This window comes from Paenibacillus sp. OK076, from assembly GCF_900110055.1.
In the GTDB taxonomy this organism is placed as follows: Bacteria; Bacillota; Bacilli; order Paenibacillales; family Paenibacillaceae; genus Paenibacillus.
Genome location: NZ_FOCH01000003.1, coordinates 250,163 through 274,102, shown reverse-complemented (window position 1 = coordinate 274,102; position 23,940 = coordinate 250,163). Strand labels below are relative to the sequence as shown.

General features: G+C 43.0%; 23 protein-coding genes. 16 read left to right on the top strand and 7 right to left on the bottom strand.

Going from position 1 to position 23,940, the window contains the following annotated elements; genetic code table 11:
* Positions 1 to 285: 285 nt before the first annotated feature.
* Genes BMY78_RS23765 through BMY78_RS23755 form a run of 3 tightly spaced genes read left to right on the top strand, consistent with a single transcriptional unit; the run spans position 286 to position 3,047 of the window.
* Positions 286 to 1,293 (top strand): zinc-dependent alcohol dehydrogenase, encoded by a 1,008-nt coding sequence (locus tag BMY78_RS23765; RefSeq protein WP_090903842.1) that lies wholly within the window; start codon positions 286 to 288, stop codon positions 1,291 to 1,293.
* 12 nt (positions 1,294 to 1,305) lie between these two features.
* Complete coding sequence (locus BMY78_RS23760) at positions 1,306 to 2,133, top strand: sugar phosphate isomerase/epimerase family protein (RefSeq protein WP_090903841.1); 828 nt, start codon at positions 1,306 to 1,308, stop codon at positions 2,131 to 2,133.
* 35 nt (positions 2,134 to 2,168) lie between these two features.
* Positions 2,169 to 3,047, top strand: coding sequence for an AraC family transcriptional regulator (locus tag BMY78_RS23755; RefSeq protein WP_090903840.1), 879 nt, complete (start codon positions 2,169 to 2,171; stop codon positions 3,045 to 3,047).
* 224 nt (positions 3,048 to 3,271) lie between these two features.
* On the opposite strand, the gene BMY78_RS23750 is transcribed toward BMY78_RS23755, so the two are convergent.
* Together BMY78_RS23750 and BMY78_RS23745 are read right to left on the bottom strand one after the other, a co-directional pair.
* On the bottom strand, positions 3,272 to 3,907 hold the full coding sequence (locus BMY78_RS23750) for a hypothetical protein (RefSeq protein WP_090903839.1): 636 nt from the start codon (positions 3,905 to 3,907) through the stop codon (positions 3,272 to 3,274).
* A 2-nt stretch (positions 3,908 to 3,909) separates the two neighbouring features.
* Positions 3,910 to 4,515, bottom strand: a complete 606-nt coding sequence (locus BMY78_RS23745; protein ID WP_090903838.1) for a hypothetical protein — start codon at positions 4,513 to 4,515, stop codon at positions 3,910 to 3,912.
* Positions 4,516 to 4,582: 67 nt separating this feature from the next.
* On the opposite strand from BMY78_RS23745, the gene BMY78_RS23740 reads away from it, so the two are divergent.
* The 7 genes from BMY78_RS23740 (at position 4,583) to pstB (ending at position 11,285) form a co-directional block, all read left to right on the top strand.
* The gene (locus tag BMY78_RS23740; protein ID WP_090903837.1) at positions 4,583 to 4,960 is read left to right on the top strand and encodes an RrF2 family transcriptional regulator; all 378 of its coding nucleotides are present in this window, start codon (positions 4,583 to 4,585) and stop codon (positions 4,958 to 4,960) included.
* 73 nt (positions 4,961 to 5,033) lie between these two features.
* Complete coding sequence (locus BMY78_RS23735) at positions 5,034 to 5,900, top strand: aldo/keto reductase (RefSeq protein ID WP_090903836.1); 867 nt, start codon at positions 5,034 to 5,036, stop codon at positions 5,898 to 5,900.
* A 281-nt stretch (positions 5,901 to 6,181) separates the two neighbouring features.
* Entirely contained in the window at positions 6,182 to 7,576 is a 1,395-nt protein-coding gene (locus tag BMY78_RS23730) for a stalk domain-containing protein (RefSeq protein WP_256222350.1), read from the top strand.
* Between the two features lie 55 nt (positions 7,577 to 7,631).
* The gene (locus BMY78_RS23725; RefSeq protein ID WP_063565318.1) at positions 7,632 to 8,495 is read left to right on the top strand and encodes a phosphate ABC transporter substrate-binding protein; all 864 of its coding nucleotides are present in this window, start codon (positions 7,632 to 7,634) and stop codon (positions 8,493 to 8,495) included.
* A 107-nt stretch (positions 8,496 to 8,602) separates the two neighbouring features.
* A complete protein-coding gene (pstC, locus tag BMY78_RS23720) occupies positions 8,603 to 9,571 on the top strand; it encodes a phosphate ABC transporter permease subunit PstC (protein ID WP_090903835.1) in 969 nt (322 codons plus the stop codon).
* Positions 9,568 to 10,476: a phosphate ABC transporter permease PstA gene (gene pstA / locus BMY78_RS23715; protein WP_090903834.1), complete on the top strand. Its 909-nt coding sequence runs from the start codon at positions 9,568 to 9,570 to the stop codon at positions 10,474 to 10,476. The genes pstC and pstA overlap by 4 nt, the downstream gene beginning before the upstream one ends.
* 53 nt (positions 10,477 to 10,529) lie before the next feature.
* Complete coding sequence (gene pstB / locus BMY78_RS23710) at positions 10,530 to 11,285, top strand: phosphate ABC transporter ATP-binding protein PstB (RefSeq protein ID WP_177185852.1); 756 nt, start codon at positions 10,530 to 10,532, stop codon at positions 11,283 to 11,285.
* Positions 11,286 to 11,348: 63 nt separating this feature from the next.
* Here pstB and BMY78_RS23705 read toward each other — a convergent pair whose 3' ends face one another.
* Entirely contained in the window at positions 11,349 to 12,227 is an 879-nt protein-coding gene (locus BMY78_RS23705; protein WP_090903833.1) for an SDR family NAD(P)-dependent oxidoreductase, read from the bottom strand.
* A 135-nt stretch (positions 12,228 to 12,362) separates the two neighbouring features.
* Here BMY78_RS23705 and BMY78_RS23700 point away from each other — a divergent pair, with 135 nt between their 5' ends.
* Positions 12,363 to 12,821 (top strand): MarR family winged helix-turn-helix transcriptional regulator, encoded by a 459-nt coding sequence (locus BMY78_RS23700; RefSeq protein WP_090903832.1) that lies wholly within the window; start codon positions 12,363 to 12,365, stop codon positions 12,819 to 12,821.
* Between the two features lie 12 nt (positions 12,822 to 12,833).
* On the opposite strand, the gene BMY78_RS23695 is transcribed toward BMY78_RS23700, so the two are convergent.
* Positions 12,834 to 13,175 (bottom strand): hypothetical protein, encoded by a 342-nt coding sequence (locus BMY78_RS23695; RefSeq protein ID WP_090903831.1) that lies wholly within the window; start codon positions 13,173 to 13,175, stop codon positions 12,834 to 12,836.
* A 416-nt stretch (positions 13,176 to 13,591) separates the two neighbouring features.
* Between BMY78_RS23695 and BMY78_RS23690 the strand changes: the two genes are divergently transcribed.
* The 4 genes from BMY78_RS23690 to BMY78_RS23675 all read left to right on the top strand — a co-directional run bounded on the left by BMY78_RS23690 (position 13,592) and on the right by BMY78_RS23675 (position 22,333).
* Positions 13,592 to 14,686: an AAA family ATPase gene (locus BMY78_RS23690; protein ID WP_090903830.1), complete on the top strand. Its 1,095-nt coding sequence runs from the start codon at positions 13,592 to 13,594 to the stop codon at positions 14,684 to 14,686.
* Between the two features lies 1 nt (position 14,687).
* Complete coding sequence (locus tag BMY78_RS23685) at positions 14,688 to 17,075, top strand: S8 family peptidase (RefSeq protein ID WP_090903829.1); 2,388 nt, start codon at positions 14,688 to 14,690, stop codon at positions 17,073 to 17,075.
* Positions 17,076 to 17,859: 784 nt separating this feature from the next.
* Positions 17,860 to 21,393, top strand: a complete 3,534-nt coding sequence (locus BMY78_RS23680; protein ID WP_090903828.1) for an S-layer homology domain-containing protein — start codon at positions 17,860 to 17,862, stop codon at positions 21,391 to 21,393.
* A gap of 217 nt (positions 21,394 to 21,610) precedes the next feature.
* The gene (locus BMY78_RS23675) at positions 21,611 to 22,333 is read left to right on the top strand and encodes a phosphodiester glycosidase family protein (protein WP_177185851.1); all 723 of its coding nucleotides are present in this window, start codon (positions 21,611 to 21,613) and stop codon (positions 22,331 to 22,333) included.
* On the opposite strand, the gene BMY78_RS23670 is transcribed toward BMY78_RS23675, so the two are convergent.
* The 3 genes from BMY78_RS23670 to BMY78_RS32950 all read right to left on the bottom strand — a co-directional run bounded on the left by BMY78_RS23670 (position 22,297) and on the right by BMY78_RS32950 (position 23,323).
* A complete protein-coding gene (locus tag BMY78_RS23670) occupies positions 22,297 to 22,707 on the bottom strand; it encodes a hypothetical protein (protein WP_090903826.1) in 411 nt (136 codons plus the stop codon). The two genes, BMY78_RS23675 and BMY78_RS23670, sit on opposite strands and share 37 nt — an antisense overlap.
* Before the next feature lie 110 nt (positions 22,708 to 22,817).
* A complete protein-coding gene (locus BMY78_RS23665; protein WP_090903825.1) occupies positions 22,818 to 23,036 on the bottom strand; it encodes a helix-turn-helix domain-containing protein in 219 nt (72 codons plus the stop codon).
* On the bottom strand, positions 22,937 to 23,323 hold the full coding sequence (locus tag BMY78_RS32950; RefSeq protein ID WP_177185843.1) for a sigma-70 family RNA polymerase sigma factor: 387 nt from the start codon (positions 23,321 to 23,323) through the stop codon (positions 22,937 to 22,939). Before BMY78_RS32950 ends, BMY78_RS23665 begins: the two co-directional genes overlap by 100 nt.
* Positions 23,324 to 23,651: 328 nt before the next feature.
* Between BMY78_RS32950 and BMY78_RS23660 the strand changes: the two genes are divergently transcribed.
* Positions 23,652 to 23,825, top strand: a complete 174-nt coding sequence (locus BMY78_RS23660) for an S-layer homology domain-containing protein (protein WP_090903824.1) — start codon at positions 23,652 to 23,654, stop codon at positions 23,823 to 23,825.
* Positions 23,826 to 23,940: the final 115 nt, after the last annotated feature.

Below are 23,940 nucleotides of genomic sequence, written 5' to 3'. Positions count from 1 at the left end.
AAAAAAGGAATCATGTGGCCAATCCGGTTTCAATGACGGCTGGATATCCCTGAAATATCCCGTCTTCTAATGGGGGGACCGCATTGTATCAGACTACGACTGAATAGGATTGAATATGAGGCTCACAGATCATTGGATCTTGTGAGTCTTTTTACGTTTATGCTGGATTCGCTTACAAAGGTTTTAAAATCGTTGTTTTAGATAAAAAATCGGTTTTGCAATCAAAGACAATGGTAATGAAAAGTCTTATATTGTAGTTGAAAAGATAAGAAAGGAGTGAAGGTGATGAAGAATAGAAAGATCATGTTTGCTCGTCCGCTGCAAGTGGAAACGGTAGAAGAGGATTTTATTTTGCCAGCTCTAGGGGAGAAGGAAGTATTGGTTAAATTGATCTATTCCCTCATCAGTCCAGGGACGGAGCTGGCCATGTTATCGGGAAAAGAGGAGTGGGCCAAGCTTCCCGTATGTCCGGGGTATGCAAGTGTAAGTGAAGTAATCGAGGTGGGACAGGGTGTACACCATGTTCAGCCCGGGGACGCTGTGTTCCATTATGGTCAACATGCTGAATATCAAGTGGTATCCACAGATCATGTTTTCATCAAGGTACCTGAGCACTTGGATTTGAAGTGGGTTCCCTTCACCCGTATGGCAACCGTGGCATTCACCTCCGTTCGTGTATCCAATATTGAACTTGGGGATGTTGTTGGCGTGACGGGGCTTGGATTGGTAGGGAATTTGGCTGCTCAATTGGCACGCCTTCAAGGTGCAACTGTGATTGGCGTGGACCTGTCACCGGAACGAATCCGAACTGCCCAGACATGTGGGGTTGACTATACGCTTCATGGCGGAGAAGATAAAATAAAAGAAAAGATACATGCCCTAACGAATGGAGCAGGGGTATCCACTCATATTGAGGCGACGGGTGTACCCAGTGTAGGTGTTCAGAGTCTGGAGTGGATCGGGAAGCTGGGAGAGATTATTTTCCTGGGCAGTCCACGAGGCGAATATAACACGGATGTCACCGATATATTGAATTACTGCCACCTTTATGGACGAGGCTGCATTACGTTTAAGGGGGCACATGAATGGCGCTTCCCGGTTGAGCCGAACGAATTCGTTAAGCATTCCCTGGTGAGAAATTCGAACATTGTATTTGAACTGATGTTAAAGAACAAGCTGCATATCGAACCATTGATCAGTCATGTGATGAAGCCGGATCAAGCGCAAGAAGCATACGAGGGCCTGAGAATGAATAAAGACCAGTATAACGGTGTACTGTTTGACTGGTCCTAGGAGGAGATTGGGATGATTAGAGGGTTAACAAGAGCAGGCTTAGGGAACATCGAGTCCAATGAACAATATATTACGAATGCTGCAAAATACGGATTTCAATCTGTAGATTTGAATCCGCTCTCATTGATTGAAGAGGTTGGCAAGGAACAGGCCAAACATCTGCTCAAAAGCAATCAGGTGATCATCGGTTCATCCGATCTGACCGTAGACTGGAGAACCACAGATGAACAGTTTCGTGAAGGACTTCAATCGCTGGTTCAAATGGCAGAAGCCTCTGCTGCATTGAACTGTTACAGCTGTTGTACCTATATTTTACCTTCCACAGATCAGCCAGCAGCATCATTTATGGCGGCAGCTACCAAACGATTGAGATTGTGTGCAGATATTCTGGACGCCTATGGAATTCGACTGGGCCTGGAGTTTGTGGGTTGCCATCATCTGCGCACTCAATGGAAGAATCCATTTATTTGGAGTGTGGAGGATACGCTTGACTGGATCGAAACAATTCATGCTCCCAATGTAGGTTTATTGGTGGATTCCTATCATTGGCATACGAATGGATTAAAGATCGAAGAGGTGTTGGATCTTAAGAAGGAACAGATTGTCCATGTTCATATCAATGATGCTTATGATCTGCCCATTGAAGAATTGCTGGATCATGAGCGTTTATATCCTGGAGAGGGAGTAATCGATCTGCAAGGTTTCTTGAAGAATTTAAAAGCGATTGGATATACTGGCGTTGTATCTCAAGAGGTGCTGGCACCAACACCAACCCTTGATTCAAGTGAATTGTTTGCCAAGTCCAAAGCAGGCTTCGATAAAGTGTTTGCGACAATATAACCGGATCAGCGAGAAGGCAGTTGGGAGGAATACCTGTGTATGAGTCATGGATGAATAGCATTTCGCCATTTGTAAGAGCGGCAAGAATGACGGAATCATTTTCTTTGGCAGGGGAATGGATAGACCACGATCATGTATATACATACATTGAACAAGGGGAAGCGGAGTTCTTCTTGAGTGGAGTGAAATACCTGGTCAAGGAAGGCGACATTGTGCTGATGCATCCATTCATGTCTCATATCATTCGGTCCACCTCCAAGCAGCCATTGATTCAGTATATTTTTCATTTTGATCTGTACTATGAGGAAGAGCGTAGTTTATTGAAGAATACGAGTGCAGCTCATCGTGAAAGTCCCGATCTGGCGGATAGGGAAATGATGCTGGCTTCCATACGCCCAATATCTCATTTGCAGTTAGCCGATCGAATCGAATGGAAAAAGAGATTTGCGCTCATGCATAAGGAGTTTCAGGAAAAGCGGGGAGGATCTTCTTTAATCACGAAATCCATATGTTTGGAGTTGCTGCATCTGTTTTTCAAAAATCAATCCGCTGATCAGGACCAAGAGGGGAACATGACCAAGGGATGGGCATTCATTGAAAAGTCGATTCGTTATATTCATGAATGCTACGCCGATCCTCAATTAAATAATGTTGCCATCAGTAGATATGTCGGTGTATCGACGAACCATTTATCACATTTGTTCAAAAGCAAGCTGGGCATTACCCTTCACAAATATGTGACACATATCCGAATAGAGCAGGCCCAGAAAAGAATTATTGAAGGAACACATAATTTAACCCGGATTGCCGAGGAGGTTGGCTTTTCGAGTATTCATCTGTTCAGTCGATCTTTCAAGGCTGCTGTAGGTATCACTCCCAGTAAATATGCAGCGATGAAGTCGAGGGTAGAGTGAACTAAGTAAATTTCAATAAAGCCCATACGTCCATATAACAGCAATGATAAATACCATTTTGTAATTTGTTACTATACCTCATCTCATAATAGATAGGGCAATGTGTCCCCGTCCTTTTTATGTATGTTCAGGGAAATCCGGATTACTCAGGCTTCTAATCGGTGCATCTATCAAAAAAAGTAGTGCCTGAAATCTAGGCACTACTTTTGGTTAACCCGTTATAGTCATTGTGTATATTTTTCTAAAACACTTTTCTTCAACTCATTATATTGATCATTAGTAGCTTGCATTGTTTTTTCCTCTATATCAGTTCCAGATACCTCAAACTTACCTTGTTCCAGAGAATTAACCCAATATCCGCCAAGTTTTGGATTCCACACTAGAAATAAAATATATTCATTACCTTCTTGCATTAGTGTGTAATCTTCATAATTCATTCTAATGCTACCCTCTTTATCTTCGATCACATAGGAAGGTTCAAATGTTACAAGCTCTGAACCGATCTCCTGTTTTGCAGAATCCTTATATACTTGGGTTACTTTCACCTTAGTTTCTGTTCTGCCTGAAGGCCCCCACTCGAAATTTTCAATGACATTTTTGCTTTCACCAGTTGCAATGACTCTAACCACAGCGTCTGATTGAGATTCTGCATCATCTGCGTTTGTGAAAATTGCATGGTTGGCTTCGATTTTATCTGTACGCACTACAGATGGAGCAGATTTCTTAGCAATTGAATCAATATTTTTACTTATTGCAGCACTATCGTTTTTGTTCTCTACAGTAGAGCTATTAGAATATGAAAATACCCCTAGCCCAATTGCTAATGAAGCAACGGTTGTCAATACTATAATTTTCTTCATGCTTACCACCCCCATTTTGTTCTTACATGAGCCAAATCAGTAGCAGTAGGTGAAGTCAGTTTATATTTACCTGATTTCATCCAATGGTCGCCAGAGTGTGCCGGTGCATTCTCAAAATGATTTAAGCCGAGTACATGACCGATTTCATGTCCAGCATTCATGTATCGTTCCGACTGCTCCCAGCCACTTGTCCAACCGGCATCTATTACAACGCGAGCTACCTCATAGTTTTGCCCATTTGTTATAGCTCCAGCACCAATTTGCTGTCCGTTAAAATACCAGTAAGAGGTTTCGCCGTAAACATTAGCAGGAAGCGAGTATTCTCCTGCATAAACTTTTAATTTTGCAGTTGAGGAACTTGCGGAACTAAAAGAAATTCCGGATGATGCTGCATCCCACTTACTTATCGCGTTATCTACACCACCATTTTGACCGTATGATGCAACAGATGAATCAACCCAATAGGTAATACTACTTGCCCCACCTGATATAGAACCTATTTTAATGTGCGCGGTTCCAGTATCAGCGCTTGCCGTTGCTGCCATTAAAGATAAAGCAACTGTCATTGATGTGAGGATTAATTTTTTTGTCCTTTTTAAATTTCTCAATGATTTTCCTCTTTTGGTAAGATATTTTAATTTAACTTTCACTATATAGACGGTTCGAATAAGCAAAATGTTTCCATATTTTATTCATATTTCTCAATTTTTTCACCAAATTGATTTCGGAGCAATTAAATATTCCGGTTCCTACGACGGTAAAGTCATTCGCAACCTGAATAACGCCAAACTGACGATGGCCAAAGAAGGGGCAAAGGGCGGCATCTTGCTTGCTCAGCCTTTATCGGAGATCACGATGCTGGATGTATTCCTGGCGGTTGAACCCGGCAAAGACTTGTTTAAAATTCATACCGATGTAACATTCCAGGGACAGGAAGTGGATGACGTGAAACAAAAGGTCATTCATCATCTTGAAGGCGCGGAGATCGCCATGCAGAATTATTTAAAAGACATACGGTTAACCGATCTGTTTCATGAAGAAAGAAAGGGTTAACCTCTTTTTTTGGATTTAACTAGATATAATATATATTTAGTATATTTCGTTTATTTTGAGAGGAGCAGTCAAAATGAATTTGCATACAAAAGTGATTGAAGCCAGAAACGGGGTTCCCATTCCCCAATTGGGATTTGGCGTTTACAAAATAACGAAAGAAGCAGAATTTACAATAGCGACTCGCGAGGCCATTCAGGTCGGGTACCGACATTTTGATACTGCCCGAATTTATGGGAATGAGAAAGCGCTGGGAGCAGAAATCCGGCATAGTCAGACCCCCCGCGAGCAATTCTTCATCACGTCGAAAGTCTGGAATACAGATCATGGCTATGAAGCAACCAAGAAAGCTTTCCAGAAAACGATAAACAAGTTGGGTGTCGATTATCTCGATATGTATTTAATCCATTTTGCTTCGCCAAAGTATATCGAAACGTGGAAAGCGATGGAGGAATTATACGAGGAAGGCAAAATCAAGGTCATTGGGGTCGCGAACTTCGAGATTCAGCATCTGGAAGAATTAAGGAAGCATGCGAAGATCTTGCCGATGATCAACCAGATCGAGACGCACCCGGAATTTCCGCAGAACGAACTACGTGCCTATATGGACCAACATCAGATTTTGCATGAGGCGTGGGGTCCATTGGGACAGGGGAATAAAGTGTTATTGCAGCATCCGATATTGAAGGAAATCGCTGATCATCACCATAAGACGGTGGCTCAAGTGATTTTGCGTTGGCATCTGGAACGGGGCGTCATCCTGATTCCCAAATCATCCAATGCAAAGCGGATCAGAGAGAATAGTGAAATCTTTGATTTTGAGCTGTCGGCTGAGGAAATGGAGAAGATCAATCGCCTAAACTCGGGTAAGAGGTATTCGATCCATCCAACAGGTTATATTGTGAATCCGATTTTTAATGCGTTGATGAAACTTTTTATCTAGGAAAATAAGACAAAAAACGAGTCGTGGGTCATATTCCATCGACTCTTTTTTGTGTGTTATGAAAACATTGACAATTCGTTAACAATTCCAGGATTTCCCGTTTACAAATCTCTCCTATAATTACAATCGTGATAGGTCATTTTTACTATGAACGTGGAAGTTTGGGGGGATGAGCCGGACAAGCTCTCATAAAGACGATACATGCAGAATACCAGACAGCAGGGCATGACATAACAAGGCAAATTAAATGGAATAGAGAAGGGTGACAAGAGCCAATGTCAATGAGAAAAGTGTTAGTGGTGTCCATGGTAGCAACAGTGTTAGGTACTTCTGTAGTTAGTGCAGTATCGGCTGCTCCTGCAGTGAAACCTGCGGCTAATGCCGCTCAGGTGCAAAATTCCACGCTTACAATAAACGGTAACAGCGTCGTCGTTCGTTCCATCGTTAAAAATGGCGAGACACTCGTTTCCCTTCGTGATGTGATCAAAGCCATCGGTGCACAAGCCGAAGTACATAGCGGAACGACGGTGATCAAGCTGAATGATCACAGCGTGACGCTCCAAAACAATAGCAAACAAATCGTTGTAGATGACGTCAAAGTGAATTTGAATCAACCGGTCACCATCATCGGTGGTACAAGTTACATCGCTCTTCGTCCACTGGTGTCGGGCGTTGGCGGTACGATTGTCAAGCGAAACGGACTGCTTGAGATCAGTACGGTATCCTTGATCGATGAAGTCGAGAATCCTCGTTTTGCCGGAGCGGATAAGCTGATTGTCTCCAAGAGTGACAACAATGGCAGAAACGATTATCTCGTGAATACAACAAGCGGCAAATATGAGTTGTTGTTAACGACAGACGGTGGATCGGATCTCGTTATTTCGCCAAGTGGTGATCAAGCGGCTTACACGAATGCCGAAGGAGCCGTTTATGTTATTGATCTGAAGACCAAGGCTTCCAAACTGATCACGAGCGACAACAGCATCAAGCCTGAATTGGTATGGTCTGCTGACGGGAGTGCAATCTACTTCCTGCAAGGGGATAAAGGGTCCGTGATTGCCAAGCTGAATCTGGCAGATGGCGCGATTACGAAAGTGGTCGAAGACAAGGTGGACTATAAGGAAAACCTGAATGTCTCTGCTGACGGCAAGAAATTCATCTATACCGTAACCACCCTTGGTACCGTAACTTCGGATACAACGAATGTGGATGAAGACAATGTCTCCATTGATTTCTCATCCAATCAACAGCAGATATTTTCGTATAACACAGCAGATTCAAAACCAGAGGCTGTGAAGCTCACAACTTCAACCGACGACAAGGTATTTGTATGGTCTGCTGATGGACAAAAAGCCTACTACGTGAGTGTACCTTCCGAAGACGGTAAAGCATCATTGCTGTCTGTGGATTCATCCCAAAAGTCTACGCCGGTGTACACCGAGTACGATGTAGAACAAGCTATTCTGTCGGGTGGCATATTGTATGTACTGGCGGCTCAGGATGACAGCAACAGCGTGATCCTTTCAATCGACCCGGTAACCGGAAAACAAACCAAGCTGTACACGGTATCTTCCGATGTATCATCCATCGCGGTTGCCGGATCACAAATCTCTGTGGTTGAGAACGGCCGTGTTCTGGTACAAGCTGGCGGAAGCTGGAGAGCCGTTACAAAGTAATATTTGATATCAAATATGATCACAAGCTTTTTAATTCGAGAGGAGTTTAATTAACATGAAAAAATGGATCAAACCCTTCACAGCAATGCTTATGGCTGTATCTCTGATTGGTGGACTTGGTGGCGCAACGACAGCATCAGCTGCCAAGAGCACAGAGAAAGGTAAAATTGTCATTAACGGTTCCTCGGCATTGCTTCCGCTGACACTTCAAGCTGCCAGCGAATTCAAAAAAGATAATCCAAAAGTTAAAATCTCGGCTTCTGCAGCAGGTTCCATCACAGGTCCTCAATCCGTTCGTAAAGGGATCGCGGACATTGGCGCTGTAGACTGGGATGCATCCAAAGATGTACCTGGCTTCAAAAAATTTGATGGCTTGGTAGCCAATCCGGTAGCTGTAACAGTGTTCACGGCTGTCGTTAATACCAATGTGGGTGTAAGCAATCTGACAACAAAACAACTGCAGGACATCTTCTCCGGCAAAGTGACCAACTGGAAGGAAGTCGGCGGATCGGATGCCAACATCGTTGTGGTTAACCGTAAATTTGGTTCCGGTACACGGGTTAACTTCCAACAAAAAGCTCTGGATGGCAAGGATTTCATGAGCAAAGGGGACAACTACAAAGAGGTTGGCTCCAGCGGTGATATGAAAACAACCATTGAAACAACACCAAATGCAATTGGTTATATTGACCTTCCGTACGTGACTAGCAAAATGAAGGCTGTATCCATCAATGGCGTGGCACCAACAGAGAAAAACGTCCTGAACAAAACATACAAAGTATGGGGCATTGGATATTACATGACCAAAGGTCAGCCTACGGGAGCAACCAAAGCGTTCATCGAGTATATCCAAAGCAGCAAGTTCCAGAACGGTTCCCTGAAAAAACTGAAATTCATTCCGCTTGCTGCCGTTAAATAACGAAAGCTGCGAACGTTTATCATTCTCGCATTTCATAAGGAAAGGGATAGCCAGCTTCTGCGCACGGTCGCCAAGCTGGCTTCTCTATGTGAAAGGAAGAGCCCTTCATGATCGATTTGAATCCATCTTCGAACAGCCCTGCTCCGAGTGAGCTTGGTTCAAGCATCGGCAAGGCTCCCGGATCGGGACCCCGGTTTGACCGTAAGGCGCGTTTAAGATGGTCCAATAAACTGTTTCGCATGGTCTGTATTGGCAGTACATTGTTCGTTTGTCTCGTTCTGTTATGCATTCTGGTCCTTATGCTTCGTACGGGCGTTCTGACCTTTGCGGATGTTTCGCTCAGCGAATTCTTTTTCTCTACCAACTGGGACCCGGAAAATGAGCATTACGGTGCGCTGACCTTTATTCTGGGAACGCTGGTACTGACGGGGCTCACGATGCTGTTTGCCATTCCAATCTCCGTCATTATTGCCGTGTTTCTGGCCGAAATGACGCCAAAATGGCTTCGCCATATTTTGCGACCCGTATTGGATCTATTGGTGGGGATTCCTTCTGTGGTATACGGTTTCTTGGGACTGACGATTCTCATCCCCTGGCTTAGGGATATCAGTGGACATGATCTGGCGGACGGTTTGCTCGCAGCGTCCATCGTTCTGACGATTATGGTGCTGCCTACCATTAGCCGGATCAGTGATGATGCCATATCTGCTGTGCCGAACAAATACCGGGATGCAGCTTATGCGCTGGGTACAAACCGATTCCAAACCATAACTCGTGTGGTCTTGCCTGCTGCAAGAGGCGGAATCATGTACGCCGTCATTCTCGGGATGACTCGTGCCATTGGAGAAACGATGGCGGTGGTGATGGTCATCGGCAATACGGCGCAGCTCGCTAACAGTCTGTTTACGCCAACAGCGGTGCTGACAAGTAATATCGTTATGCAAATCTCAAGTGTCGAATTCGATTCCACCTGGAATCACGGGCTATACATGATGGGCTTTATCCTGCTTGCCATTTCCATCTTGATGATTGTAGCTGTAAGAATGCTTCAGAAGAAAGGGGGACGCTACTCATGAGTATGAAGAAGCAGGCGAACGCTGTCCCCGCCTATTCGTTCGGCAAACGCAGAGGTGCATCCACGCTGATGGACCGGATTTTTACGGGCATGGTATGGGGTGTAGGGATTGTCGTCATTTTATTCATTGTTGGACTGTTATTTCTTCTTCTGGAAAAAGGGCTGCCCTTGCTGAGCTGGGACTTTCTATATGGTGTTCCAAGCGAGATTGAAGAAGGAGGAGGGATTGGGCCGGCGCTGTTCAACTCGTTCTATGTGCTAATCCTATCCCTCCTGATCTCCATTCCCATTGGCATGGCGGCCGGGATTTATCTGGCGGAATTTGCTCCAAACAACAAACTTATGGAGATCGTACGAATTTGCGTGGAGGGACTGTCATCTGTTCCATCCCTCATCTTTGGATTGTTTGGTATTGCCTTGTTTGTGGAGTTCTTCGAAATTGGTCTTACCATTCTGGGAGCCGCCGTCAGCCTTGCCTTTCTGAATCTGCCTGTGCTGACTAGGGTAACCGAGGAATCAGTACGGGCGGTTCCCGTTGAACTTCGTAATGCGTCCTTTGCCCTTGGCTCTACCCATTTGCAGACGATCCGTAATGTATTGCTGCCGGTAGCTATAAACGGAATCATGACAGGTATTTGCCTCACAGCAGGTCGGGCATTTGGTGAGAGTGCCGTCATTATTCTGACCGCAGGGGTGTCTACTTCCGGGGAAATGTGGGACTTCAATTTGCTATCGCCGGGAGGAACCCTTGCGGTACATCTGTGGTACATCCAATCCGAAGCGATTGTTCCAGATGCCGAGGAGATTGCGCAAAAGACAACGGCTGTACTGATCTTTGTGGCCTTGCTCATTAATGTTCTGTTCCGTGTGCCACTGTGGCTGAATGCACGCAAAAATCAAGTCTGATGTGTCAGACTGATCCAGTAACAAGATCAATTTCAACACCGGGAGGAACTATTGTGCAGCCAATCATTGAGATCAACCAATTGAATTTATATTACGGTCAGTTTCAGGCGCTTAAGGATGTTTCCATTGAAATTCCGGAGCGGGCCATTACTGCTTTTATCGGACCGTCCGGCTGTGGGAAATCGACGCTGCTGCGGACCCTCAACCGCATGAATGACCGGATACCCGGAACACGCATCGATGGTAAAGTGGCCGTATGGGGGACGGATATCTACAGCGGCGAAGTGCATGTGGAGACCATTCGCAAGAAGATCGGTATGGTTTTTCAGCAGCCAAATCCCTTTCCGAAATCCATCTACGATAATGTGGCCTTCGGCCCACGACAACATGGCATTCATGGCAAAAAGAAGCTGGATGAAGTCGTGGAACAGAGCCTGCGTTCTGCTGTCCTGTGGGATGAAGTAAAGGATAACCTGAAGCGTTCCGCGTTAAGTCTATCCGGAGGACAACAGCAGCGCCTCTGCATCGCACGGGCACTGGCAGTGGAGCCGGACATTCTGCTGATGGATGAGGCTACGGCATCGCTTGATCCCGTCTCCACCTTCAAGATCGAAGAGTTGGCTCATGAGTTGAAGGAACGTTATACCATTGTGATGGTCACACACAATATGCAGCAAGCCGCTCGGGTCTCCCAGCAGACGGTGTTTTTCCTGAATGGAGAGGTCGTGGAATACTCTGCGACCCAAGATATGTTTGCCGAGCCCGTCGATTCGCGTACGCAGGATTATATCAGTGGTCGGTTTGGTTGAGGGTGGATCGGCAAGAGGTGGAAGTCTTTCAGATATGATCTGAAAGGCTTTTTCTATTTTCGATTATTTCAACAGACTGCGTTGCTCCAGTAATTGTGTCGTAACCTTCCACAGCTTGTTTTCCATTCCAGCATCCCCACCCGGATACACAGGAGTAATGGAAGCCCCGCTTCCAACATTGAAATACCCTCCCGTAACTTCTCCGAAATTCGGCTCCACAGCCAACCGGGTCATAATGTCCGCACCCCGCCGTGGGTCGCCGATGTGTAAAAAGGTTAAAATGCGCTCAAGCACACTCGCAAACCACAACTCCCGACCAAGACCCGTAACATTAAAACCTGGATTCAAAGCATTCACTCGGATTCCTGTTCCTTCCCATTTACGGGCAAGTTCGCCAGTAAACATAATATTGAGCAGTTTAGTTTTGCCATAGATGGCAGAGGAGCCGCGTGCAGTAAAGGGATCGGTATCCGTCAAATCATCGGGCAGCACCAGTTTGCCGTGATTCCGCGAGGCTTCAGAGGCAACATTGACGACTCGGGCGTGGCCTGCCCGAATCAGGGAAGAATGCAATGTGTGTGTTAGCAGCCAAGGTGCCAAATAGTTTACGGTCATCATCTCGGCAAACCCTTCGGAAGTGACTCTCTGTTCAAAAGCATGAAGTCCCGCGTTATTCAAAAGAACATCGATACGCGGATAAGCAGCTGCAATTTCAAGCCCCATACGTTTGACATCGCTCAGTAAGGATAGGTCTCCGAAGAAAACACGGATCTTGGTGGATGGTGCGATCTCCCTGATTTTGTTTCTGGTCGTCTCGGCGCGTTCTTCGCTTCTGGCTGTGAGCACAAGATGTGCACCGCGTTTGGCAAGTTCAATGGCGGCAAGCTGCCCTAGTCCACTTGTTGCTCCGGTAATTACAATAATGGGTTGTGTTGTTTTCATAATGAGGTCTCCTTTTGACACGAATAGGGTCGAATTATATAATGGACATAAATCAACTATATAATTTAATTGATATTTGTCAACTATATATTCAAAATCCTGTTTTGATGTATCGAGGAGAGGGGAACAACAATAATGAGTGAAAACCCGGTTAAAACCAAAGATAGAGAAACTCTGGAACTGGCACTTGGTGAGCAGATCCATGCACTAATTAGTGCCTCGCATGCGCTTAATGTCCGATCTGCCGAGCGTTTTGATGCGACTATGCAGCCTGCCGCTTTTCATCTGGTGCGGTGGTTGTACTCTTACGGTCCTACAAGCGCAGCAGCTTTGGCAGAAGCGACGGCTATGGACCGCAGTTCGGTAAGCCGTCTGATTAAACAACTTGAGAAGGCAGGGTATGTAAGCAAGGAGCCGGACCCCGAAGATCGGCGCGGCATTTTGTTGTCTTTGACGGAGCTTGGTCAACAATCGACGGTGGGTGCGCTCAAGGAGAAGGAGTCAACTTTTTATGAACGCATATCGAGATGGGATGATAAGGAGCTGGAGAGCTTCACCACCATGCTTCGGCAGTTTAACGGGTTGGATGGTTAGTCAGAGGTATCGTCATAGTTTCCAAGGAAGCTGTGGAAGCTTATATCGGAAAAAGGTAGTGTCTTCTTTTCTTACATAAATCCAGGGTGGCGGGACGGGGGTCCCTATCGCTTTATATAAGGCCGTCCCTTCATCGCTTGTCGAATATCCCTCGACACTTTGGATGTCGTTAAAATTAATCTTTCCCTGGTAAGATAACGTTTGTCCTTGAACAATGACATGGGGGGCTCCTGCAATGACTCGTTTCGTTGTGTTGAGAATTCCTACTTTCCCTTTAGAATTCATTACTAATTCGTTTAGTAATAATATGCTTACCAGGATAACAATGCTCACAATCCATCGTCTTTTTCTCATTGGTGTAACCTCCACTAATTAGGAATCAATCCTTACTTAGTTCATGTCTTTAATGACATGATCTCGTCGGATACGTTATTGAGTTTGGCTGAATTTTAGGTGAGGAGGATTTCTGGCTTGCTGAGTTCGATTTGTAAGATGTGAGTAGTATGGACGGAATCTTATTGTGAGAATGTTGGTGGTAACTTTCATTCTACACGAATCAGAATATGAGCCTTTTTTTATTTAATTTCTAGTAGATATCTTTCTTTATATTGAAATCCGTCATAAAATTAGAATCAAGGATATTTGAACACATTTTTTTGTTTAATTTACGTTTTAATCTGTAAAATATACAAAATTCCTTGATACATAACGTTATGATTGTTTTTGAGTACATTAAAGTATATATTTTAGAGAAAGGAGTTGTTGAACAAATGTTTGTAGAACTATTAAAAATAATTGAAGGCGGAATGTCTAAAGACCAACAAAAAGTAATCAATTTCTCAAAACTCTTAGCCCAAAAATTAGTTGAATCAGGTGATGATAAGATTGCTAAGAGAATCAATAAAATAATTGATGCCAATAATACAAATGTTGCTAGTCTAGATTCGCTTATCTCAAAACCATTTGATAATGACAGTAAATTGGAAACAGTTGATGTGTTTTTACCTGTGGAGACTGCAGACTCCTTAATTTTTAGTAACAGTATTGAAGAAGAAATTAAAGATTTCATTCTTTCATATTATAAAAAGGACCTACTCATAGCTAAGGGAATCGAAATCAATAATAACTTATTACTCTACGGTCCTCCTGGAACAGGAAAAACATCTGTAGCAAAATATATAAGTCTACAGTTAGATTTACCTTTAGTTATCGTCAGATTAGACAGTTTAATCTCTTCAATGTTGGGGAGCACCGCCAAAAACATCAGAAAAGTTTTCGATTTTGCCTCACGAAAACCTTGTGTTCTTTTCTTGGATGAATTCGATGTAATAGCAAAAATGAGAGATGATAAGCACGAAACGGGTGAGTTAAAGAGGGTAGTTAATTCATTAATTCAGAATATTGATGACTTCAGTGGTAATAGTATACTTATAGCTGCCACCAACCACCATCAATTATTAGACAGTGCCATTTGGAGAAGATTTGATAAAATTTTAATGCTTGATTACCCTGACCAAAAGATTCGTTTACTGCTACTAGAAGAATTTCTATCAACTATGAAAAACGATATATCAAAAGATGAAAAAAAATTGATTAAGTTATCTGATTTACTTATAAATATCTCCCCAGCAGAAATAAAATCAATCATTAACACCGCAATAAAGAAATGTGTATTAAATGATAAACTCGAATTAACTTATTACGATGTTCTTTACGAAATATATATTAGGGAAAACCCTTCACTTCAAAATGAAGAAAAATTCATAAAATTTCTATACGAGAATGGTATGACTCAAAAAGATATTGTAAGTAGTACTGGTTTTTCAATTAGAAAGGTAAGAAACTATATTCCAAAGGAGCATTGATATGAGTGATGATAAATACCGATTTATTAAATTCAATCAACGGGATCAAGATAATCTTCGTACTGAAGGCGGAGGAAAGGATACCATCTATTCTTGGACTTTAAAGGGTGATGATCTAAAAAAACACAGCGAAGCTTTAATAGGACAATTAAATTTCATTGAGAGGGCATCTAGACCATCTATTAAAGATTTCCCATATATTCTAACTGTAGATATTTTAGACGATGCTAAAGCTAAATCACATCAAAACAAATTAATTTCTATGTTTAACGTCGACAACTCCTTCACACAATTAGGAATGATTAGTGAGAACAAGCTTATTCTTAAGTTAGATCAAGAAGAATCTGTAAAAAAGGCCGCTAAAAATCTCAAACAACTTGAAAAAAATCAGAATTCTATCTCTGCTATAACTGAAATCAAACTGTTTGAGCCTAATATTATAGTAGATGAAAAAGAAGACGTTTATAAGATTAACCTTATTGACTTTCATAATGATAAGCTGAATAAAGATGTTTTAAGTTATGTGGAAGAACAGCTTAAAAATGAAGATATAAGTTTCGAAAGGCAAGAGTACAGCAAAAATCATAGTGTACTTGAAGTAACTGGTGTCACTTTAGATAAGCTAACCTTTATCAAGGAATTACCAGTAAAGAATATTGAGCCTATGCCATCTGTTGAAAGTCCCTTTCTAGACAATAATACGCTTGATGAAAATGAAATTAATTATATTGAATTTGAGCCCAGTAAGATTTATCCTATGGTAGGTTTACTGGATTCTGGAGTTACAATTTTGCCCCAACTAGAGGGGTTTGTACGGAGAGGTAACGGATGTAATTATATGGATTCAGAATTAAATACGAACCATGGCACTTTTATTGCTCATCTTCTAGTGCACGGCAACAACTTGAATGGTGTTAACGACTATTCTGTTGATGGATGTATAGTAGTTGATTGTCCTGTCGTACGGAGGGGATACACAAGCGAACCTCAGTTAATTAAAAACATTGAGGATGCAATCACCAGTAACCCTGAGGTTAAAATTTGGAATTTGTCTGTAAGCTTGAAAGGTGAGCTTTCAGAGGATAACAAATTCTCAGATTACGCTATTGAGCTAGACCGAATTCAGGATGAGTATAATGTCTTAATCTGTAAATCTGCTGGTAATGACGGAGATTCTTATATCATAGGAGATGAGCCAAAACGAATTAGCATAGGAGCTGATTCTGTTCGATCTTTAACAGTCGGATCAATTTCAAGATATGCCGATAATTTTGGATTCAGTAAAGAAAATCATCCCGCACCATATTCGAGAGTAGGTCGAGGCCCTGCAGCAATCATCAAACCTGATGTGGTTCATTATGGTGGTGATGTTTTCAGTTTGTCGGCAGCCCCAACTTCAATCATAGATTACAAAAATAAAGGTGAGCGCTCTATCCTAGCTGATGGATCCGAAAAGATAGAACCGGGTACAAGTTTTTCCACGCCCAAGATTGCAAAGCTTCTTGCCGAACTATATCTTGCCTTAGATATGAATCCAGAAACATTCAATCCTTTATTACTTAAAACACTAGTTATTCACTCAGCTAATTATTTGGATGGTGCTAACATAGAAGGTCTGGAAAGATTGAAAAGGATGGGCTTCGGGAAACCAAAAAATTCTAGGGAGATTGTTATTCAAGACTCACCACACTCTGCAACCTTGCTTCTTACCGGGAATCTTAGAAAAAAAACTAGGATAGATATTATGGACTTCCCTTATCCAAGAAACTTAACAAAAGGTAAATATTTTACAGGTGAAATTAAAGTCACTCTTGTTTATAAGAATTACTTAAGTAAGGAAATGGGACCAGAGTATTGCCAATCCGATATTGTCTTGAGAATGGGTACATATGATAAGCTCATAGATCGAGATACTAATGTAAACACAATATTAAATCCAATAGGCAGAAGTGATTCTAAAAACATTCTCCAAAAAAATGTCTATGGCACGAGGAAGATTACAAAAAACAATGATTTCCTAAAGGAACGAACTCTTATAGAGTATGGTGATAAGTATTATCCAGTCAAAAAATTCTCTGCGCACCTTGATGAGGCTAAGGATTCTGTTCAAAGAAAGCATCTAACGAAGGATAGGAAGTGGTTCTTATTCTTAGAGGGGCAATACAGAGACTTTATTTATCAACAATTAGAGCAGGATGATAGGCATATGTCCATGGATTTTGTTCTTACTGTCACTATAACAGACCCTACGAAAACAAAAGATGTCTATACTGAAACTATTCGTGAATTAGACAGGCATAACTTTGAATTCGAAATGGTCGACGTTGATGTAAGTGTGGAAATTGAGTCCTCAGGAGAAACTGATGAAGTTATCGTTTCTCCACTTTAGAACTACCATTCTTTTTAATGATGGAACTTTCCAACCAAACCCTTTTTGAACTCATATCATTATCTTTCTTGCACAAATATCTTTACTTTGGAGGAGCCGGACTCAACAAGAAAACAGGATATCATTTAATAAAACAAAAGGTTTACGTGAACTGCCCCCATAACATTAGACAAATTAAAGCACCTTCAAGTGAATGACCCTTGTAGTAGGATAGGGATATCATCTTGGAGGTGTTTTTGCATGGGTAATTAGAGTGAGTTAGCACTTGGAAAAATCGATGAGAGTCATATCGGCTCAATAAACCCCATGATACATGACAATTTTCACACATTATAGAACAACTGCTTCGAGGAAAGGTAAACAGAGGCGGCTAGGTAATAATAAAGCGAATTATACTGAAACAAGCTTACGAAGGAAATTTTTCTATTTGGGACTTTATGTAAATGTACAAACACGGTAACCCATCCAATTAGGGGGATTCCCTCTTATGCTAATTTTCTTCCTAATAGACCACTAGCAGTGGTGGAAATTCCCTGAATGGTGAACAAAATCCGAATTTTTCTTCACCCTCTTGCAACTTCTTTCTAGCACATTTCAAGACCTTAATATAGAGTAAGACTGAGCATGATCTTCATATACAAAGTAAAAGAAATCGTTAACGAAATGTAAACCAATGCAGATGTATGTCAAATTTTTAATAGGCGCTTTCATTGCGTTGACCCTGCCCTCAAAGTTTCTTATATTTACTCCCGACACAACAACTCAGAACGGTGGTGGGATGATTTTGTTCAATGCTAAAGGAAAGAAAATGCTCGCTATGCTTACGCTTATACCACTGGCTACGGGCCTTGTCATGGGAGCTTTCCCTGCTGCGGTAACCTATGCAGATGCGGGAAATAAAACACCAACCAACAGCTCGGCAGCAGGTTCATGGCAAACGGGCGATCTGCACGTACATACGTTTGAGTCCGATGATGCGCAGAATTCGCTTGAAAATGTACTTGACGCGGGACTGACGAAGTATGGTTTGGACTGGATCGCGCTTACGGATCATTTGCGGTTATCCAAGCGGGATCACAACGGAGTAGACATTCCAGGCGGATCGATTCCGATGTCCAAAGGGATGAACGAATATCAGGTGCCACAGATCAAGGCTCTTCAGGAAGCGGGCAAATACGCAGGCAAAACGATCTTCTCCGGTTTCGAATGGGACATGCCGACACATGAACACGTTGGTGTAGGGATTCTCACGGATGAGCCGAATTCGACCGAAGCGCTGGAAGCTGCGAACGAATTTGAGTATCGTTTTACCAATCGGGATGCAAGTTTATTCGATGCGGCTGACGTAGCGAATTGGGATCAGACCGGTGGACGTGCCTATACAACTCATCAGGATGCACTAGCTGCTATCAATTGGCTGGCAACCAAGTATCCAACGACGAGTTATGCAATGATCAATCACCCTTCACGAGGCAAAAACAAATATACCATCGCGGACTTCCGGGAGTTCAACGATCTGGCTCCACAAGTTGTTTTTGGTATCGAAGGTATGCTGGGCAACCAGATGGAACCGGATCGTGGCGGGTATAACACAAGCTACAACGTAGCCAATCCGACCGCAGATGATGGATACAAATATCGTACATACGGCGGTGTGGACTATATGGTCGCCAAGGTGGGCGGTCTGTGGGATGCATTGTTGGGAGAAGGGCGTCACTTCTGGAACTATGGTAATTCGGATTACCATTTCAAGACGATTGACACGAATTCCAGCGGTTATTTTCCGGGCGAATATGCCAAGACCTATTCGTGGGTTGATGGTACAGGAATGCAAGCCGTGCTGGAAGGACTGCGTTCGGGGAAATCATTTTCCGTATTCGGTGATCTGATCAACGCACTGGACTTCACGGCTTCCGGAGCGGGTAATCAGGCTGAAATGGGCGGAGACCTGGGTGTGACCCAAGGTGACGAAGTGGAACTGAAAATCCGTTTCAAGAGTCCAACCACGAGCAACAATTATGAAAAACCAATCAACAGCGGCACGTCTGCTGGACAAGTTCCAGTGGTGGATCACGTAGATCTCATCGCCGGAGATGTGACGGGCAAGGCTGAGAAGGGCACACCCGCATATAACAAAGACACCAACGACTCCACCCAAGTGCTGGCTACCTTCACGTCCAACGATTGGACGACAGACGCCGAAGGTTACAATGTTATTACGTACAAGATCAAAGCCACAGACCAGGATAAGTATTTCCGTCTGCGCGGTACGAATCTGGGTATGAACGTTACAGGTGAAACCGTAAATGGTGAACCACAGCTTGATCCGAAAATTACAACAGCTGATGCAACGACTCGCTTCAATGAGATCAATGACAAGAACTATGGCGATCTGTGGTTCTACTCCAATCCGATCTTCGTGAGTGCCACACCTTACAGTGATGCACAGGCGGTAAAAGATACGCTTCAAGCAATTGATCTGGGTAATCTGAACACGGTCACTTCCGACCTTACCCTTCCTGTGGAAGGGAAACATGGAGCCACGATTAGCTGGTCCAGCTCCAACCCGGAATTGATGGATGCACAGGGGAAACTTCTTACACAGCCTGAGAATAATGAGCGACTGGAATTGACGGCAACGGTACAACGTGGCAGCGAAACGGATACCAGAACGTTCACTGTCATTGTGGAAGGAACGAATAATCAGGTATTGGTGTTAAAAGGCAACATGACCACTGCTGACAGCCAGCCGTATCATACGGATACATGGACGAATCAGTCCGTAACGGTTAGTGTAACCGGCGCAGTATACGCGCCAGCCACTTCGGCGACGATTGAGTTATCCCGTGATGGAGGACAAACGTACGAACCATATACGGAGAATACACCTCTGGAGGTAACGGAGCCGGGAGAGCACAACCTTTTATTCAGAGCGACAGACGATCTGGAACAAACGTATACTTTACCTTTGGTGGTCAAAATAGACCGCGAAATTCCTGTCATCACCCTGCAAGGCAGCAGCCAGATGACATTAACCGTGGGAGATACGTATAACGAGCCTGGAGCACAGGCTACCGATAATGTGGGCATCCGTGGTTCCGTGCAGATGGACGGGACAGTGAACACACAATCAGCGGGGATCTACACCCTTCGTTATAACGTGAAAGATATTGCCGGCAATGCTGCACAGGAAGTCACACGTACGGTTACCGTACAAGCCCGTTCGGTCAATGGCGGCGGGGGCTCAGGCAGTGATGGAGGCAACGCTGGAGGGAATTCCGGTGGAAGCACACCAAGCGTGCCAACAACGCCTACCGTTCCAACCACACCAACCAACCCGGATGCGGGATCAGATTCAACGACTGAAGTGAAGGTAGGGGTCGAAGCGAATCAGCCAGTACAAACGGGTCTGAAAGACATCGTGCAATTCAACGCTCCAGCTGGAGCCATTGGAGAAAAAGATACATTGCAACTGTCTGTTGTATCCCAGAACCAATTGCAGAATGCAGTTTCGCTGAATGTACTGGGTCAAGCCGTACAGATTACTCGCAGCGGAGGACGGACATTGAACGATCAGGTAGCACTGATCCTGCAATATGACGCTTCCAAGCTGCCTCAAGGAACACAGCCAGCAATCTACTATTATAATGAAGCCCGTCAGAGCTGGGTATTCATCGGTGGCAAGATGAATGCAGCAGGAACAGTATCGGCAAATGTGAATCATCTGGGTACCTTTGTTGTGTCCAGTTACACACCAGCAAATCTGTCCGATCTGAACGGACACTGGGCATCCGACTATGCAGACCGCTTGATTGGCATGGACGTTATCCAGGGCTATACAGATAATACATTCCAACCATCCAAGAAGATTACACGAGCAGAGTTTGTTACGTTGATCAGTAAGGCACTGGCCTTGAAGTCCGTGCAGTCGGATACGACGTTTGCAGATCAAGGCAGTCTGCCAGACTGGGCGAAAGGTGATATTGCCGCAGCCATGCAAGCCGGAATCGTGAAGGGCTATGGAGACAACACGTTCAAACCTAATCAAACAATCACTCGTGCCGAGATGGCTGTAATGATGGCAAATACATTGAAGTTAAGTACAGATGTACAGTCGGGAACGAGCAATGATGCTGTAAAACCAAGCTTCACTGACGCATCGCAAACTCCGGCTTGGGCACAAGATGCACTGAATACAGCCGTTCAGGCCAAAATTGTGAACGGATATACGGACAATACGGTTCGTGCAGGGAATATGACGACCCGTGCGGAAGCCGCGGCAATGATCTATAAGCTGCTGCTCGCAATGTACATTTAATCTCAATAGAATGAATGAAAGGCCATCCTGAGAGGGATGGTCTCTGTTTATTCCAACGTTTAGTACAGTCTATTAATTAAAAAAAAGTTGAGTATAGGTTTCAAATTACACAGTAAAAACTCCTTAGTTAGTGAAAGACGAAGAGGATAGAAAGGCTTGGGACGGTCGTTTCCTCTTGCTCCCCGTCTTTACTAAATTAAGAATGAGGGATAAGAAAATGGCTATTAACTATACTTATTTTGAAAGTAGTGGATATCGTGTAATCAAGACTCATGTTAGTAATATTGTCTCAGAAGTTATTAAGAAACCCGTTTGTTCTACAAACAATTATGGTATTAATGGGGGGTTTTTTGCATCAAATCTATATACTGCGCCTCCAACTGGCGGTCTCTCAATCAGTTATGATGGCGCAACCCAAGATCCTGGAAGCAATGCTGGGGGGACACGGAATCGTGGTACGTTTTTTACTTACCTCGATAATGGTGTTACTAAAGCAGGAATTACCCGCTGTACAACTATTCCAAATTTGAAGCAACAAGTTGGTAATTTACAGTTCAAAACAATTATTGGTGGGGGAAGCCTTCATCTAACTGGAACAGAAGACCAGTTTAAGACCATCCACGAAGATGAAGTGTGGAACGTACACGCTGGTATTGCTGCAACAAGACGGGCTGGACTAGGCTTTAAAAATGAAAGCAATGGTGTGTATGCATACTTAGTGACATCAACAGTATGGAAAACCCTGTACAATTTAAGAGATTTCTTTAAAGATGATCTTGGTTGTAATAACGCTGTTTTCTTGGATGGTGATGGTTCCGTTCAGATGCAAGTGTACGCTAATGGTGAGCTGATCAAAGCAGATGGTACAGATCCGAGCCCGGGAAGATATGTATGGAATATGGTTTATTTGATAGTTAACTCATATATTTCAAATAAATGATTATTTACTTGTCTCGTCCAACTTTCAATTTTATCACCTACATTAACTTCATCGAAATCAGCCTCGATTCGCATTTTACTAAATTTTGCATCTGCTTGATAAAAATCACTAGAAGTAACATAAAACCTCGAATTTTTCGTTACATTCAGATATTCTCCATTATCCAGTACGATTGAGTAAAGTACCTTGTCTCCGTCTACTTTACTGTTTTGCTCTTTTATTTCAACGATGGTGCCAGTGTAATATTGCTGTTCCTTTGCTGGTGAAGACCATCCTTTCATATAATCCGAAAAGAAAACGAAATAGACGATTACCAGAAGTATTACGACAAAGCTGCTTATTACGACGAAGGGCCATTTTTTTTTTGCTTTCAAATTTTTCATCCTTCCTCAATGTACTATAGTATGTAGACGTCCAATAATTAAAAAAGTTACAAAAAAAGAAGCTATGGCTAAAAATATCCATAGTATTGTTTTCTTGAATTTTATTGAGTTGGAAAAATTTTAATAAACTCGATTAGTTCGAGCCGTAAGCTTTGTATGGTATCTTCTTTTGGCATTCTAATGGTTTCTGCTAATTTCTCCATTTCTGGGTGATAAAGTTCTAATATTTTAAGTATCGCCTGTTCTTCTCCAGCTCTAGCTTGGAAAAGTAGTTGGGTGAGATCTTCTTTCGTAGATCCTCTAGTGTTTTTCTTTTCCATTTATTCACCCCCTGAACACTAATATTCATTTCAACCGAGACTTTCTTAGCACTTTTGTCCTCCACGTAAAGTGAATGTATTATCTTTCTTCCACTCTCTTTATCGATCAAGCTTAATATATCTTTGACGTTTAACTCATCAATAATTTCATCTTCAAAGGATTCTTGTCTTGTGAAATCAAAAGTGAAGGGATATTGCTTCGCTGCTTTCCTACCGTGATACTGGAGTCTCCATGCCATCCGCTGGAGTTCGACATCAATTATTTCTTTAATTTGTACTTCGTTCATTGGATTCTCCCCCTTTCATGTGCAGTGTAATGATACCTAATATCTAGGAACTATATCTAAAGAATTTGAAACCAATTTCGCCAAAAAAGGGAACGCTAGTTCCTATATGTGAATATATTACCTTCTTTTAAGTCGGAGTTAAAGTGTTTTTGTATATAAAATCGATAAATTAGTTAGATTCTAATTATTGTTAATCTACTATTTTTATACAGATAGAGAATTGTATCTATATTTTACAATGGTCCAAACCCAGTTTAAGAGCTGTACACACGGATGTCAGTAGTCTGCCAGACTGGGTAAAAAGGAATGGCCGCTGCCATGCAGCCGAATGTCTGACAATACGTCCATTAAACCAAACTTCACTGACGAGTCGCAAACTCCGGCTTGGGAGCAAGATGCACTGAATACAGCCGTTCAGGCCAAAATTGTGAGCGGATATACGGACAATACAGTTCGTTCAGGGAATATGACTACCCCTGCGGAAGCTGCGACAATGATCTAGAAGTGAAGAAGAGAATTAACCGTATATAAAGTAGATAAAAAACTGATATCCTTTTGGGGATATCAGTTTTTTTGGGGGATTAAGACTTTCTCATCTTCGGGTGACATTTAAGACA